The sequence below is a fragment of the Alteromonas sp. DY56-G5 genome (assembly GCF_041414725.1).
GTDB classification, from domain to species: domain Bacteria; phylum Pseudomonadota; class Gammaproteobacteria; order Enterobacterales; family Alteromonadaceae; genus Alteromonas; species Alteromonas macleodii.
In genome coordinates this window covers 1-15593 of record NZ_JANHZQ010000069.1, presented here as the reverse complement: position 1 = coordinate 15593, position 15593 = coordinate 1, and the positions used below count along the sequence as shown (strand labels likewise).

Annotated in this window: 13 protein-coding genes; 9 read left to right on the top strand and 4 right to left on the bottom strand. The window is 46.1% G+C overall.

The window, feature by feature from the left end:
- Positions 1–278 (bottom strand): helix-turn-helix domain-containing protein (locus NO989_RS20515; protein ID WP_371343125.1); only part of this gene is annotated, 278 nt, incomplete at its 3' end.
- A gap of 644 nt (positions 279–922) precedes the next feature.
- On the opposite strand from NO989_RS20515, the gene NO989_RS20510 reads away from it, so the two are divergent.
- Complete coding sequence (locus NO989_RS20510) at positions 923–2182, top strand: MFS transporter (protein ID WP_371343124.1); 1260 nt, start codon at positions 923–925, stop codon at positions 2180–2182.
- Positions 2183–2242: 60 nt separating this feature from the next.
- On the opposite strand, the gene NO989_RS20505 is transcribed toward NO989_RS20510, so the two are convergent.
- Positions 2243–2596: an RNA-binding protein gene (locus tag NO989_RS20505; protein ID WP_014980087.1), complete on the bottom strand. Its 354-nt coding sequence runs from the start codon at positions 2594–2596 to the stop codon at positions 2243–2245.
- A gap of 116 nt (positions 2597–2712) precedes the next feature.
- Complete coding sequence (locus tag NO989_RS20500; protein ID WP_014980088.1) at positions 2713–3693, bottom strand: GlxA family transcriptional regulator; 981 nt, start codon at positions 3691–3693, stop codon at positions 2713–2715.
- A 139-nt stretch (positions 3694–3832) separates the two neighbouring features.
- On the opposite strand from NO989_RS20500, the gene NO989_RS20495 reads away from it, so the two are divergent.
- Genes NO989_RS20495 through NO989_RS20460 form a run of 8 tightly spaced genes read left to right on the top strand, consistent with a single transcriptional unit; the run spans position 3833 to position 14757 of the window.
- The gene (locus NO989_RS20495) at positions 3833–4987 is read left to right on the top strand and encodes an acyl-CoA dehydrogenase family protein (protein ID WP_371343123.1); all 1155 of its coding nucleotides are present in this window, start codon (positions 3833–3835) and stop codon (positions 4985–4987) included.
- Between the two features lie 12 nt (positions 4988–4999).
- Positions 5000–5992 carry a nitronate monooxygenase family protein gene (locus NO989_RS20490; protein ID WP_232306417.1) on the top strand — a complete coding sequence of 331 codons (993 nt, stop codon included), beginning with the start codon at positions 5000–5002 and terminating at the stop codon, positions 5990–5992.
- Between the two features lie 3 nt (positions 5993–5995).
- A complete protein-coding gene (locus NO989_RS20485) occupies positions 5996–7609 on the top strand; it encodes an acyl-CoA carboxylase subunit beta (protein WP_371343122.1) in 1614 nt (537 codons plus the stop codon).
- Between the two features lie 29 nt (positions 7610–7638).
- Complete coding sequence (locus NO989_RS20480; protein ID WP_014980092.1) at positions 7639–8448, top strand: enoyl-CoA hydratase/isomerase family protein; 810 nt, start codon at positions 7639–7641, stop codon at positions 8446–8448.
- Positions 8449–8455: 7 nt separating this feature from the next.
- Entirely contained in the window at positions 8456–10474 is a 2019-nt protein-coding gene (locus tag NO989_RS20475) for an acetyl-CoA carboxylase biotin carboxylase subunit (RefSeq protein WP_371343121.1), read from the top strand.
- Positions 10461–12281, top strand: a complete 1821-nt coding sequence (locus NO989_RS20470; protein ID WP_171338455.1) for an acyclic terpene utilization AtuA family protein — start codon at positions 10461–10463, stop codon at positions 12279–12281. The genes NO989_RS20475 and NO989_RS20470 overlap by 14 nt, the downstream gene beginning before the upstream one ends.
- Complete coding sequence (locus NO989_RS20465; protein WP_371343120.1) at positions 12282–13154, top strand: SDR family oxidoreductase; 873 nt, start codon at positions 12282–12284, stop codon at positions 13152–13154.
- Positions 13155–13170: 16 nt separating this feature from the next.
- Entirely contained in the window at positions 13171–14757 is a 1587-nt protein-coding gene (locus NO989_RS20460) for a class I adenylate-forming enzyme family protein (RefSeq protein WP_171338454.1), read from the top strand.
- Positions 14758–14891: 134 nt separating this feature from the next.
- On the opposite strand, the gene yaaA is transcribed toward NO989_RS20460, so the two are convergent.
- The coding region (yaaA, locus tag NO989_RS20455) for a peroxide stress protein YaaA (protein WP_371343119.1) at positions 14892–15593 on the bottom strand (702 nt) is incomplete at its 5' end.

The window sequence follows — 15593 nt, the reverse complement described above, 5'->3', positions numbered from 1 at the left end:
GTATTGGGTGCAACCGACATCCAATAAGCATCAACGTTCGGGATACCTTGTCCTTGCTCAATTAAACGAACTTCTACCCCCTTTTCTCCAACGCTTGCGCTAAGAGGCTGAACTAGCTGACCGAACGGAACGTCTAGTTGTTTAGCTAATCGCCAAATGGTGTCTAGGGTCGGGTTGCCATTGCCCTGCTCCAATCTTGAAAGGTTAGATTTAGCGATACCTGCCCCTGCTGCCAATTGCGACAGCGAGACACCTTTGTCCTGCCTGAGTTTCTGCAAATGCCTTCCGAGAATGTTGAGCGTTGATTGATTCACACCTTACCAACTTCATTTTGTTCCATTTAAAGAACGTTCTATATATAGAACACCTCAAAGTCAAGACGTTTGTTTTCAATGGAGGCAATAGATACGGCGTTGTGCTCACGCCACGATCGGAAAACGTGACAAATGTTAAAAGATGACAAAGTGATGAACTAAAAGGTAACCAATATTTGTGCACAGAAAACAGTCACCTTCGATTTTCTTAAACGCCCATTCGACTTTCTAACGCAAAAGGTCCGACGTAATTTATTAACAAAAGCACTACATTTAAATCGCTGAATTGATTAAGAAACCTTATCAGTTACCGTTACTTGCTATCTGAGCGATGCTACGATCTCTTGCAGTAAACGAATACGAAAAGCACGAACCTGTGGGCTGTTGCTCATTGCTAAATATTATCGATGATAAGGGCGACTATTCGAAGAGAACCGGCAAACATTCTGTTGAGCCGGTATTTGCGTTTCATCAAAGCGCTAGTCTGCTGAGAGCCTTTTATCTTTGATGACACACAGACATTGTAAAAATGCACAGCAAAGCTCAACAGACCCTCGCTAAAACAGCCACTAAGTACGTGATTGAACTCAATGAACAAAAGGACGTTTATGACGAATCAAACTGACAAGATTCTTTCTGACCAAGCCTCTCCAAAGCAGGCCTCTTCAGAGCAGCCCTCAGCATTGGGTGAATACTCACTGGCCACTATAACCTTTTGGCTGGCTTTCGGAACCTTTGTGATCGGTTGCAGCGAATTTGCGGCAATGGGTTTATTGCCTTACTTTGCAGAAGATTTTGGCATTACTGAAAATGTCGCCGGTCACGCAATTAGTGCTTATGCCATTGGTGTTGTAGTGGGCGCGCCGCTTATCACTATCTTTTTTTCCAGGCTTGCAAGACGCACCATGCTTATTTCAATGATGGTATTTTATGCTGGCGGAAACTTGCTAACAGCACTAGCGTGGTCAGAATGGACAATGAATATAGCGCGCTTTATTGCTGGCCTTCCTCATGGCGCTTACTTCGGCATTGCCATGCTCTTTGCTGCAGACATTGCCGGTAAGAATAAACGGGCGCAAGCTGTCAGTAACGTCATTTTAGGCTTGGCTATTGCCAATATTATTGGTGTGCCGTCAATTAGCGGTATTGGGCAAATGTTCGGATGGCGAACTGGCTTCTTTATTATTTCAGCCTTTGCGTTAGTTACTGCATTAATGGTTTGGAAAACCGCACCGTACCGCGGCCCTAATCCAGATGCCAAACCGCTTACCGAGCTTAAAGCTCTGAAAAACAAAGACGTGCTGCTGGTACTACTTATGGGCGCGATTGGCTTTGGTGGCATGTTCTCCGTATATTCTTACTTCAGTGCCTCTTACCTCAATACAACCTCTTCACCTGAGTGGGGAATCTCGGCCACATTGCTTATCTATGGCATAGGCGTAACCTTGGGCAATATTATTGCAGGCCGCTATTCTGAGGGCAGGCTACTGACGTCAGCGATTACGTTTCAGGTTTTACTGGGCCTATCAGCTGCAGCTTACGCTGCGTCGATGGGAAATCCGTACTTAATGGCAGCATCACTGTTTTTCATTGGTATCGGTGGTGGCATGGTGGTGCCGCTGCAAACAAGGCTTATGGACGTCGCTGGCGAGGCTCAGACTTTAGCCGGCGCCATGAACCATGCGGCTTTTAACACCGCTAATGCGCTTGGCCCTTGGTTGGCAGGAATGACACTGTCAGCGGGTTACGGCTATACATCAACGGGTTGGGTAGGCCTAGCGCTTGCCGGTGGTGGTGTACTGGTGTGGCTGGCCATTGTTATGACTGCTCGCAATACTCAAGTACAAACAGCAACCGTATCTGGTTAAATGAAGGTTGAGCGCTGACAACCTTCGTTGTTAGCGCTTGTCAATTATATTCCCTCGGTATTACTCGGCGTCGTTTTCACGATCAGAGTTATTGCGAGAAGCACTTCCCCATACATCTTCGGGAATGTCTCTTTTGGGCGCTGGCGCACTAGCTATCGCTTCAGCCTGCTTCTTCTCTTGATTTGACCACTTAACACGAATTTTCTTACCGTCGATAACTTTGGCGTTAAGTTTTTCAATGGCTTTATCGGTTTCTTCTTGCGTGCTCATTTCTACGAAACCAAAGCCTTTCGATAAGCCAGAAGCCTCATCCATCACCAAGTCGCACGACGCTATGGTGCCAAACTCGAAAAACAAGTCTTCAAGATTTTCTTTTGTAAATGTCTTTGGTAAGTTTCGAACTAATATACTCAAGATTTTGGCTCTGCTTTAAGGTGGTTTGTTCTGTACCTATTGTAGCACGCGGCAGCATGTTTAATAGAGGTATTAACCGCTCAACGCTAATTGTTGAACAAGCGCCCTAAACTACGTTAACGCCTATTCGTTGTTTGCTGATAAGTATCTCGCCAGCATGAAACATTCATTCCAAAAGTTCGTTTAAAAAGTCGATTAAAATGCCCTGGGTCTTGATACCCCACTGCCCATGCAATTTCTTCTGCACTCTTATCGCTGTGTTTCAGAAACTCTTTCCCCTGTTCTATTCTAAGTTGTTGAATGTAACCAAGAGGAGTTTCCCCCGTAGCCTCTTTAAACCTGCGTTTAAAGGTGCGTTCAGTCATATTTATGCGCGCCGCCATTTCACCTATGGTCACTTTTTCTGCAAAGTGTATCTCTAACCACTGCTGAATATTTAAAATATCGTCGTCTTGATGATAGGTTTGGTGGTTGAGCGACGTTGCTTCTGACGTAACACCACGGCGAAAGTCGACCAGAAACGCCTGCTCTATAGCCTCCCCCACCGCTTTGCACGACAAACGCGATATCAGAAAAACAATTATTTCTAATGCAGCATTTAGCCCTGCAGAACAATACAGCTCGCCTGTGGCGGTAATGAATCTATCAGACCTAAGGTTTACTTTGGGAAAAGCTCGTGCAAAGTGCGATTGTTTATGCCAGTGAGTGGTGCCCATTCTCTCGTTGAGCAGCCCTGCCTGTGCGAGAAAAAAAGCGCCCGTGGCTGCCGCCATTATTGGAATACCTTTGCTATGCCACTGCCGTAGCTTTGGGTATAAAGCGGTTTGTTGAGCCAATAATGGTTCCATGTCCCCCCACACACTGTGCAGTATTACCAAATCAGTCTCATCAATATCAGCCAGCGCACAGTCTGGAGTAATCGCAAGGCCACTAAACGTTGTCGTAGGATTACCGTCTATCGTCACTAGCTTTACTGTTATCGCGTTTCCCAGCAGTTTATGCTGAAGGTCTGACGCAAATTTCAGCACGTCATGGGTTAAGCCCATGCTAAGCCCCATGGTGTTTTCGCTGGCATATAAAGTTACGTGTTTAAGCATGGTCTTTCCCTGTTCAAGCTAGCTATTTTGATCTCGCCACTTTGGCCCGATTGGCCAATCTATTGTCCCAACTCACACTGTTAACATTATTTTCACAAAATTACTATGAAGTCAGTCACAATTTCGTAGAGATAGAAAAATGCAATTTACTGAAGAGCACAACGCACTTAGAAAAACCGTTCACGATTTTGTAAATCAAGAGATGGACCCGTTCATTGACGAATGGGAGCAGGACGGCATTGCTCCCCTTCATAGCTTGTTTAAAAAGATGGGGAATTTAGGTCTCTTAGGTATTCAAAAGCCTGAAGCCTACGGCGGCGCGAGTTTAGATTACAGTTTCAACCTGGTATTTGCTGAAGAAATAGGTCGTGCGTATGGCGGTTCTATTCCTATGGCTATCGGCGTTCAAACCGATATGGCCACCCCTGCCCTGGCGCGATTTGGCAGTGATGAACTAAAGCGTGAATTTTTAGCGCCCGCTATTGCCGGCGACATGGTGGCATGTATTGGAGTGAGTGAACCAGGGGCGGGGTCAGATGTTGCAGGGTTAAAAACCACAGCCCGTACAGATGGTGACGACTTTATTATTAACGGCACGAAAATGTGGATCACGAATGCCACCCAAGCAGACTGGGTTTGCCTGCTAGCAAACACAAGCGACGGGCAAGTACATGCTAATAAATCATTAATTATCGTCCCCCTTAACACCCCAGGCATAACTATTTCAAAGCCGTTAAACAAACTGGGGATGCGCGCCAGCGACACTGGCCAAATTTTCTTCGATGATGTGCGCGTTCCAAAGCGCTTTTTAGTTGGAGATGAAAACAAAGGCTTCACTATGCAAATGATGCAATTCCAAGAAGAGCGCATGTATGCAGCAGCTAGTTCGCTGAAAGGAATGGAACGTATTATAAGCGACACCATCGAATGGACAAAAGACCGACACACATTTGGTCAGCCTGTTATCAACAACCAAACCGTCCATTTCAAATTAGCTGAACTGCAAAGTGAAATTGAGGCTCTGCGCGCTTTAACGTGGCAGGCATGTCAGGACCATTTTGAAGGAAAAGATGCCACTTACTTGGCGTCAATAGCAAAACTGAAAAGCGGCCGACTGTGGCGACAGGTTACCGATGGCTGCCTTCAGTATTGGGGCGGTATGGGTTTTATGTGGGACAACCCTGTTGCGCGTGCATATCGCGATACCCGAATATTATCCATCGCTGGCGGTAGCGACGAAATGATGCTCGGCATTATTGCAAAGTACATGGACATTTTCCCTAAACGTAGATAGCGACGTATTTTTATGATGAAAACAGTTCAAGATATGCTGAATAAAAATATGCGGCTACCCGTGATTTGCGCCCCCATGTTTTTAGTTTCTAGCCCAAATTTAGTGGTTAACGCTTGTAAAAATGGCGTGGTAGGTAGTTTTCCCGCCTTTAATACTCGCACTCAAGCAGCGTTAGATGAATGGTTGACCACCATCACCGTGGCCTTAGATGAAGAGAAACGGACTAACCCAGCAGCAAAAGTGGCGCCGTACGCTGTAAACCTGGTGGTGCACGCCTCGAACAAGCGCCTTCATGCCGACTTTGAGATAGTCAAAAAGCACAAAGTGCCGTTTGTTATTACCAGCCAAGGTAACCCTAAATCTGTTATTGATGCAGTCCATCAGTGGGGAGGCATTGTTTTTCACGACGTAATTACTGTAGCCCACGCGAGAAAAGCCATTGAAGCAGGTGCAGACGGCCTAATCTTAGTTGCTGCTGGTGCTGGCGGGCACTCAGGAGAAGTAAACCCTTTCGCGCTTCTGCGTGAAGTGAGAGAGTTTTGGCAAGGCCCACTGGTACTTGCTGGCGCTATTAATGATGGTTACGGAATTAGAGCCGCAGAGATTTTAGGCGCTAATTACAGCTATATGGGCACACGCTTTATTGCTACGAACGAAGCCGAAGTAGACCCTGATTACAAAACCATGTTGGTTAACGCCAACGTGAACGATCTTGTGTTTACTGACACCTTCACTGGCGTCAAATGCCACTTCTTAAAACCCTCTATCACTCGAGCTGGCGTAGACTTAGCGTCGGTTGAGGGTAAAGAAAACGTCGACTTAGACTTGGGCGGCAGTAACGCTTGGAAAGATATGTGGAGCGCAGGGCATGGTGTAAGTGGAATTCGCTCAGTGATTTCAGTACATAGCCTTATTGAACAACTTGAAGGGGAATACAATAAAGCGGCCACAACGCCTTTGTTTAATCACGTTACGGAACATCAAACCGCGCACGCAGGAAGCTAAGTCATGGCCATTCTTCAGTCTAATATTGACGTTAAAAGTACATCTTATAGTAACAATTACGCCGCTATGGAAGACGCCGTTGCCGAATTTCGCACTATCGAGCAAAACGTCATTCAAAACGCGCAAGAAAAAGCACCGCGTTACGAAGAAAAAGGGCTACTGTCACCACACAATCGACTCACCTTATTGCTTGACCCCAACATGCCGTTTCTTCCCCTTTCAACATTATGTGGATATCTGCAAGAAGGCGACAAAGACGGCAGTGCTGCCGGTGGCGGAGTAATAGCAGGCATTGGTTATGTCGCTAACACTCGCTGTATTGTTATGGTTGATGATTACCTCACTAAAGGTGGCAGCATAACCGAACTTGGTAGCAAAAAGCGGCTGCGCTTGTATCACATTGCCCTTCAGCAAAAATTACCGGTAATAGCGTTATCGCAAAGCGGTGGCGGCGACCTTACTTCGCTAGGTGATTGGTTTGGGTTCTCTGCTGCAGGTTTCGCTATGCAGGCTCGCTTGTCGGCCGCAGGTATTCCGCAAATAACAGTTGTGCATGGCAGTGCCACAGCAGGCGGTGCGTATCAGCCTGGACTGTCAGACTATGTAATTATGATACGCAACCAATCTACGGTGTACCTTGCAGGCCCGCCTTTACTAAAAGCCGCAACAGGGGAAATAGCCACTGACGAAGAAATAGGTGGCGCAGAGATGCACAGTGAGGTTTCTGGCGTAGCAGATTTCATTGCTCAGAGCGATGCCGATGGTATTCGCATTGCCCGTGAAGTTACGCAAATGCTGAACTGGAATAAAGATTTTTCTGAAGCAACAACACCTTGCGATGTTGCCCCTGTTTATACTTCAGATGAACTACTTGGCATCGTTCCCAAAGACGCCAAGACTCCATTTGATGTGCGCGAAGTCATTGCCCGTATCGCTGATAAATCAGATTTTGTTGACGTTAAGCCCGAGTTTGATATGGGCACCGTGTGCGGATACATGGCCATTGAAGGGCAACCGTGTGGTGTTATAGGCAACAATGCGCCTATTACTGCGAAAGGCGCAGCGAAAGCAGCACAGTTTATCCAGCTGTGTGAACAAGCTGGCACTCCTTTGTTGTTTCTACATAACACCACCGGCTTCTTAGTGGGCACAGAGTCTGAACGCGCAGGCATCATAAAGCACGGCGCAAAACTCATTCAAGCAGTTACCAATGCTACCGTCCCCAAGATAAGCATTGTTCTGGCAGGTTCATTTGGCGCAGGAAACTACGCCATGGCTGGACGGGGCATTGAGCCTGACTTTATGTTTTCATGGCCCCGCTCAGTGGTCGCCGTGATGGGCCCCGCCCAAGCTGGTAGTGTGCTGCGCACCGTTGCTCACGCCAAAATGATGCGAAGTGGCAGCGTAGATGAGGAAAAGCTAACCGCACTAGAACAACATACCGTCACGGTAATGGAAGCAAAATCACGTGCCCTCGCTAATTCTGCTCGCTTGTGGGATGACGGCATTATAGATCCAAGAGATACCCGCTCTATTGTTGCTTTTGTTCTTTCTATTTGCCAGCACGCTAAAACGAAGCAACTTCACCCTACTAGCTTTGGCGTAGGCAGGCTATAGGCCTCAATTTGACTAAAGAGGACAACAGGATGCCCCACTTAGAATCAATGGTATTCGAAGAAATTACCGCACGGCTTACTGACAACGTGTTGCACATTCAATTTAACCGCCCGCATAAGAAAAATGCCATGAATTTAACATTGGTTGAAGAGGTCATGCAGTGTTTTGAACGCGTTGAAGATATGAATAATTTACGGGTCGTCGTAATACAGGGAAGCCATGGCAACTTTTGCGCTGGCGGCGATATTTCTGACATGCATTTATCGTCGTTAAGTGAATCTGAACGAGAAGACACTATTTGGCACTTCAATCGTAGTTTTGGTCGCATGATTACTCAAGTAAAACACTCTGCCACACCAGTCATTGCTGTGGTTGAAGGCGCGGTACTTGGCGGCGGTTTTGGCTTAGCTTGTGTAGCAGATATAACCATTGCCTCTGACAGCGCCTTTTTCGCACTTCCTGAAACAGGGTTAGGTGTTATTCCCGCACAAATAGCGCCATTTGTGGCTAGCCGCATTGGGGTCGATCAAACAAAAAGATTGGCACTTACTGGTGAAAAGCTAAATGCCGAACAGGCATTGCGCTTGGGTTTAGTGCATGGCGTTTGTCAATCAAACGCCATTTCCGAACAGGTAAACAAAGAAATTACCCGAATAAAACAATGCGCACCGCAAGCAAACTCAAATACCAAGCGTTTGTTATTAGGATTAAATAACACGCCACTTGAACAGATCCTTGACGGCGCTGCTACGGCGTTTGTTAAGTCGCTAACGTCTGAAGAAGGGGTAGAAGGAACCCAAGCCTTCATTCAAAAACGCAAACCTTCTTGGTGTGAGTGAACACATTATGACGCGAAACATTCAAAAAATACTCATTGCTAATCGCGGCGAAATTGCCTGTCGCATTATTCGAACCGCACACAAGCTGGGCTTTTTTACCGTTGCTATTTATAGCGAGGCTGACCGCAACGCGCTGCACGTACAGCAGGCTGATGAAGCTGTTTTCGTTGGTCCTGCCGATCCTACATCGTCGTATCTTCACAGTGAAAAAGTGATAAACGCCGCAATTCAAACACAGGCAGATGCTATCCACCCTGGGTATGGCTTTTTATCAGAAAATGCTGACTTCGCACGTGCATGTGAAAAAGCTGGCTTAACCTTTATTGGCCCTAACGCAGACGCCATAGCCTTAATGGGTAGTAAGCGTTTGTCAAAAATAGCCATGCTGCAGGCTAATGTTCCCTGTATTCCAGGCTATGAAGGTAGCGACCAAAGTGACGAGGCACTCATTGAAAATGCCCAAAATATTGGCTTTCCTTTAATGGTGAAAGCCAGCGCTGGTGGTGGCGGCAAAGGTATGCGTTTAGTGCATGAAGCCAGTGATTTGGCAGCTCATATTTCTACGGCTCGCTCTGAGGCCTTAAACGCATTTGGAAATGACGAACTTATTTTAGAGCGTGCGTTAATTGCGCCTCGGCATATAGAGATTCAAATTTTTGCAGACGGCTGCGGCAACACGCTTTATTTAGGTGAAAGAGATTGCTCAATTCAACGCCGGCATCAAAAAGTGATTGAAGAAGCCCCGTCGCCGTTTGTGGATGAGCAATTACGCAAACGCATGGGAGAGGCGGCTGTGGCTGCTGCAAAGGCTTGTAACTACTGTGGTGCAGGCACGGTAGAATTTCTAGTTGATAGCGACAAACAATTTTACTTTTTAGAAATGAACACGCGCTTACAGGTAGAACACCCGGTTACAGAGTTAGTGACGGGGCTAGATTTAGTTGAATGGCAACTGCGAGTAGCCTGTGAAGAATCGCTTCCCTTCACACAGCAAGACATTCAAATAAGCGGTCACGCCATTGAAGTGCGCCTGTACGCTGAAGAGCCGCGCCAAAACTTTATGCCGCAAACTGGGAAGGTAAAAGTATGGAAACCTGCCACGAACGCTAGAACCGACCACTGCGTTTATCAGAACATGGAAGTAAGCAGTCATTACGACCCTATGCTTGCCAAGATAATTGTTAAAGCTGAAAGCAGGGAGAGCGCGGTTAGAAAAATGGCGAGAGCGCTTCGCGAAACACAGATAATTGGAATAAATACCAATAAACACTTTTTACAAAACCTTGTGCAAAGCCCTGCGTTCTTGGGAAGCGATGTAACAACGGCATTTATTGAGCAACACGCACAAAACGACAACATGAAAGGCAGCCTTTCGCCATCGTTTTCGTTATTAGCGAAAGCTGCGCTGCTGTTTGCGTTAACGCAAAATAAACATGCCAGTACATTGGTTTATGGTAATGCATTGAATAAGCTCACACCCACTTGGCAACACTCCATGGGCTTTGCTTACCCCATCATTATTACTTGCAACGATGTCACCGCATCAATGACTGTTACGCCTTTCACTAATCACTATCGAATCTGCGATACAAGTACTAAAACAGAAGTAACACTTACGTTATTAGACTTAACGCCACAAAGCTTAGTAGTAGAAGCAGATAAGTTGCGAAGCACGGTCTCATACGCTGGGAACGGTAACACATTATTTATTGACGATGGCACAGGTCACTTCACGTTTAGCTGCGTAACGCACAGCAAAGTAGATAACCAAAAAACACAGGGCACAGCGCAAGTGAATGCAGTGATGGACGGTGTCATCGTTGCTCTTCTTGTAAAGCAAGGTGATACCGTTAATGCAGGCGATACGGTGGCCATTATGGAAGCGATGAAAATGGAACACCCCCTTAAAGCAGGCATAAAAGGTACGGTTCACCTTTCTTCAATTACAGCTGGCGATCAGGTTAAATCTAAACAAACCATAGCCACCATACTTCAAGCCGACGAGGTCATCCATGAACAAAAATAAGGTTCGTATAGGCGGTGCTTCAGCGTTCTATGGTGACAGTCAGCTTTCTGCAAGGCAGCTAGTTGAAGAAGGTGACATCGATTACCTTGTTTTTGATTACTTAGCCGAAGTGACAATGGCCATTTTATCGCAAGCCAAAGCAAAGAATGAAAAGCTAGGCTATGCCGTCGACTTTGTAACCGTGGCCATGAAAGACGTACTGCAAGACTGTGCACAAAAAGGCATAAAAGTAGTTGCAAATGCGGGGGGAGTCAATGTGCCGGCCTGCATAGAATCGCTTAATGCCCTGTGTGCACAGCTAAACCTAAATTTGAATATTGTAGGCGTGTACGGTGACAACTTGCTTAACGAGGTGCACCGCGAAACTCTAGCTGAAGCTAATACCCATGACCTTGATAATGGCAATGAATTACCTAATACCCTTGCGTCGATGAATGCGTATTTAGGCGCCCAGCCAATTGCCGATGCGTTAGCTGCCGGTGCTGATATTGTGATTACGGGTAGAGTGGTAGACAGTGCGCTCGTGCTTGGGCCCTTAATGCATGAGTTTTCATGGAGCTATGACGATTACAACGCGCTCGCTCAAGGTTCGCTTGCAGGACATTTGCTCGAGTGCGGTGCTCAATGCACCGGGGGAAATTTTACCGATTGGGAGCAAGTGCCTGACTTTTCAGACATGAGCTACCCCATTGCCGAGGTTAAACCAAGCGGCGAGTTTACTATTGTGATCCCACCAAACACTGGTGGACTGGTAACAACCTTCACAGTGGCCGAGCAGCTGCTGTACGAAATTGGCGACCCTGCAAATTATCTTCTACCCGATGTTTGTTGCGACTTTACCCACGTATCTTTAGAGCAAACGCATAGCAACGCTGTACGTGTGTATGGTGCCAAAGGCTCAGCGCCTGGCAACGACTACAAGGTATGTGCAACATACATAGACGGCTATAAACTTACTGGCGCTTTTTTTATTGCAGGCTTTAACGCAAAACAAAAAGCGCTTACCAATATTCATGCGCTGGTTGCACGAACCGAACGCGCGCTCATTGAAAGAGGTATGCCGCCCTTTAAAGACACCTGTATTGAAATATTAGGCAGCGAAGCAACCTTTGGCCCCCATGCTAATGCAGAGCATACGCGAGAGGTCATTGCCAAATTCACACTTCATCACAGTAATAGTAAAGCCCTTTATTTTTGTGCCAGTGAAATGGCGTATTTGGCTACATCGGCTGCGCCTGGTATGGCGGGATTTGGCGCTGGTCGCCCTAAGCCACAACCTCTTATTCGGGTGCACTCGTTTTTAATCAACAAGAATAAGGTTTCGGTAAGTATTCAAAAAAATGATGTCATTGTGGCGCACGCTACTTACCAAACTGACGCTGCTCCCATTCAATCTCAGAAAGAAGCATGTCGTTCTGAACCGACTCAAGAAGCACAGCTTGATAATGAACACTCAGTCTCTCTTCCATTAGTTGAGTTGGTTTGTGCCCGAAGCGGCGACAAAGGTAACAACTTAAACATTGGGGTGATCGCGCGACATCCAAAGCTCTTTCCCTTTTTAAATCGGGCTCTAACTGCTGATGTGGTGAAACATTTTTTTGCTTATTCAGTAAAAGGAAGTGTTTCTCGGTATGCCCTACCTGGCATTAACAGCTTTAATTTTTTACTCACTGATGCATTAGGAGGCGGCGGCACCGCATCTCTTCGCACTGATAGCCAGGGAAAATCAGCCGCGCAAACGTTATTAACTATGCCTATTAACGTGCCAGTGTCGTTGGTCCCTTTTACCAAACACAAAGGTGAGTGAATGCCATATCATTCAACGTTAGCAGCAAGAAGCTTTTTAAAACAAACGATTGTTATCACCGGAGGAGGCAGCGGTATAGGACGATGTACTGCCCATGAACTTGCCTCATTAGGTGCAACCGTTATTCTGATTGGCCGAAGTGAAGATAAGCTTATAAACACCACTGCAGAAATCAAAAGCGATGGAGGCACAGCCTGTTATTACACGCTTGATATACGCAGTGAAGAAGACGTATCACACACCGTAAACGCATTGCTTGAGAAGCATAAACGCGTGCACGGGTTGGTAAACATGGCGGGCGGCCAGTTTCGCGCCCCACTCTCGCACATATCCCAAAACGGTTTTGAACGCGTTATTCAAACTAATTTAATTGGTGGCTTTCTAATGGCGAAAGCCCTATTCAATAAGCACTTTAAAACTCATGGCGGCAATATTGTCAACATTACCGCTGACAACAAAAATGGCATGCCGGGTATGGGACATTCTGGTGCCGCCCGGGCAGGCGTCGAAAATCTCACTAAAACCGCGGCGTGGGAATGGGGGTCATTTGGCGTTAGGGTCAATGCTATTGCGCCTGGATGGGTAGCATCGTCAGGGCTAGACACCTACCCCGAAGATATGAAACATGCTATTCAAAACCTAAAGCACGCGGTTCCGCTAGGACGAATTGCCAGCGAAGCTGAAGTCGCTTCTACGGTGTGCTTTCTTCTAAGCAAGGGAGCGAACTTCATCACTGGGCAAACACTATTTGTAGACGGTGGTGCCAGCATGGGGTCGGCTCCAGCACTCTTCCCTTTGCAGAACCTTCACCAGCCTGCCAGCGAAACGTGGGATGGCTTCCACAGAAGCATTACACCTGAGGTTTTGCGTTGACGACAAGGACACAAGCATGAGAACACAACAATTAGAAAGAAACTTGGTAGAACGCGTAGCCATGGGGGATTTGTTGCGCAGGCGCGCACGAGATAGCGGCAGTTTACCTGCACTAGTTGACTTTTATCACAATGAACGCCGCACCGTTACCTATAACGAGCTCAACAAAAAAGTTAATAAATTAGCCAATGCGCTGATGCGTGAAGGCATTAAACAAGGCGATAAGCTGGCGATATTAGCGGTAAACCAGATAGATGTTGTTGTTACTTACTTTGCCTGCTACAAACTGGGCGTTATTGCGGTGCCTATTAACTTTATGCAAAGCGTTGCCGACGTGACCTTTAATCTTGAACACAGCGGTTCCAAAGTAGTCGTTTTCGATCCCCTCCTCTCAGATCTTGTGTTTGCAAGCATAAGCAATAATGACGACATACGTTTTACTATTCAATTAGGCCAAGATAAGGGCAAGGCTACGTTCGCATTTGAGTCCTTTATCAAAGAGCGTAGCGACGCAGAAATTGAAGACAGGATAATAAACGACAGAGACACAGCCCATATGATTTACACGTCTGGGACCACCTCTAAACCCAAAGCGGTTGAAACATCTCACCTTTCATTAACCATTGCAGCGCTTACTGCGGCAATAGAACTAGAACTAAGCGCACAGTGCAGAATGTTACTCGTTCTTCCTCTATTTCACTGTACCGCCCTTTCAATACTCTACCCAACGTTTTTAAGAAGTGGATGCTGTACGCTTCACGCTACATTCGATCCTATTCAAATAGCGAACAGCTTAGAAAGTGAAAAAATAGAGACGTCCGTGCTTTTACCTATGATGTGGAATGCACTAATGGCAACAGATAACTTTCACGAACGAAACCTCAGCCACTTTAAATTAGCCATTTACGGTATGGCGCCAATGAGTGAGCAGAGTCGTCAGCAAATTCGTGATGCTTTTGGCTGCAAAGTCCACTTAGGCAGTGGGCAAACAGAATTTAGCCCTGTTTCTAGTTTGTTCAAAGACGGTTGTGAAACTGAATTTGCAGAGGGTAATTACTGGGGTGTTCCCCTGTGTTCTAACGAGCAAGCAGTGATAAATGAGGAAGGTGTTGAAGTGGAACAGGGCGAAACAGGTGAAATAGTTTGGCGAGGCCCGCAGGTCATGAATGGATATTATAAGAATGAAGACGCCAGCAAAGCCGCTTATAAATTTGGTTGGCACCACACGGGTGACTTAGGATTTATTGATAGTAAAGGCCAACTAATGTTTATCGACAGGGTAAAAGATACCATTAAGTCTGGAGGAGAAAATGTGTCGTCTCAAAAAGTGGAGCAAACGCTTTGCTTAATGAAAGAAATAGAAGCTGCAGCTGCGATAGGAGTGCCCCATCCTCACTGGGGTGAAGCGGTTTGCGCATGCATAGTGGGTAATGACTTAACACATGAGATGTTGCCAGCCATCAATGCATTTTGTAAGGAGAAGCTCGGCAAGTTTGAAGTACCCAAACATATATTTATTTGCGAGGCATTACCAATGACAAGTACAGGGAAAATTCGCAAAGTAGAGCTAAGAGAGCAATATAAAAGCTTTTTTATACAGTGAGTAAACTAAAAGTGGGTATTCCGTAATGATGGTTTACCCACTTCAGCACGCGCAGAAGAAAAAAAGAGAGCGCCATTGCTTTAAGGGACAATAGGCAAGCTTGCTTAGAAAGCCCCCTATTACTGGCCTTTCTTTTAGCTTTCCTGATTGCGAAGAAACACAAGTTCCGTCGATGAACTTTGTTCTTCGCTAAACTGATAGCCGTCTACGTCGAAGTTTTTTAAACCTTCAACGTCTTCTACACGGTTTTCAAGAATATAACGCGCCATCAAGCCACGGGCTTTCTTCGCAAAGAAGCTGATAATCTTATACTGGCCGTTCTTGCAGTCTTTAAAAGTGGGCGTGATGATCATGCCATCTAAAGACTTCTTCTTCACTGCTTTGAAGTACTCATTTGAAGCAAGGTTGATCAACACATTGTCACCCTGTGCTTCTAATGCTTTATTTAGCACATAAGTAATGCGATCATCCCAAAACGCATACAGATCTTTACCTTCAGGGTTTGCTAATTTAGTGCCCATTTCTAAACGATAGGCCTGCATTAAGTCTAAAGGACGAAGTAGTCCATATAGGCCAGACAAAATTCGAAGATGTTTTTGCGCATATTCGACCGTTTCGCTATCAAGCGAGTAAGCATCTAACCCAGTATACACATCACCATTAAATGCATACATTGCTTGGCGTGCATTATCGGGCGAAAACGGCGTAGAAAACTCAGCAAAACGGTTGGCGTTCAACGTTGCTAACTTGTCGCTTATTTTCATCAGCGATGATAAGTCAGCAGGCGATAAGGTGCGGCAAACTTCCATCAAACGTTCAGTGTCTTCAAGCATGGC

Coding starts and splice junctions, on each gene's coding strand:
- NO989_RS20510 (WP_371343124.1), top strand. CDS start 923: ATGACGAATCAAACTGACAAGATTCTTTCTGACCAAGCCTCTCCAAAG.
- NO989_RS20500 (WP_014980088.1), bottom strand. CDS start 3,693: ATGCTTAAACACGTAACTTTATATGCCAGCGAAAACACCATGGGGCTT.
- NO989_RS20495 (WP_371343123.1), top strand. CDS start 3,833: ATGCAATTTACTGAAGAGCACAACGCACTTAGAAAAACCGTTCACGAT.
- NO989_RS20490 (WP_232306417.1), top strand. CDS start 5,000: ATGATGAAAACAGTTCAAGATATGCTGAATAAAAATATGCGGCTACCC.
- NO989_RS20485 (WP_371343122.1), top strand. CDS start 5,996: ATGGCCATTCTTCAGTCTAATATTGACGTTAAAAGTACATCTTATAGT.
- NO989_RS20480 (WP_014980092.1), top strand. CDS start 7,639: ATGCCCCACTTAGAATCAATGGTATTCGAAGAAATTACCGCACGGCTT.
- NO989_RS20475 (WP_371343121.1), top strand. CDS start 8,456: ATGACGCGAAACATTCAAAAAATACTCATTGCTAATCGCGGCGAAATT.
- NO989_RS20470 (WP_171338455.1), top strand. CDS start 10,461: ATGAACAAAAATAAGGTTCGTATAGGCGGTGCTTCAGCGTTCTATGGT.
- NO989_RS20465 (WP_371343120.1), top strand. CDS start 12,282: ATGCCATATCATTCAACGTTAGCAGCAAGAAGCTTTTTAAAACAAACG.
- NO989_RS20460 (WP_171338454.1), top strand. CDS start 13,171: ATGAGAACACAACAATTAGAAAGAAACTTGGTAGAACGCGTAGCCATG.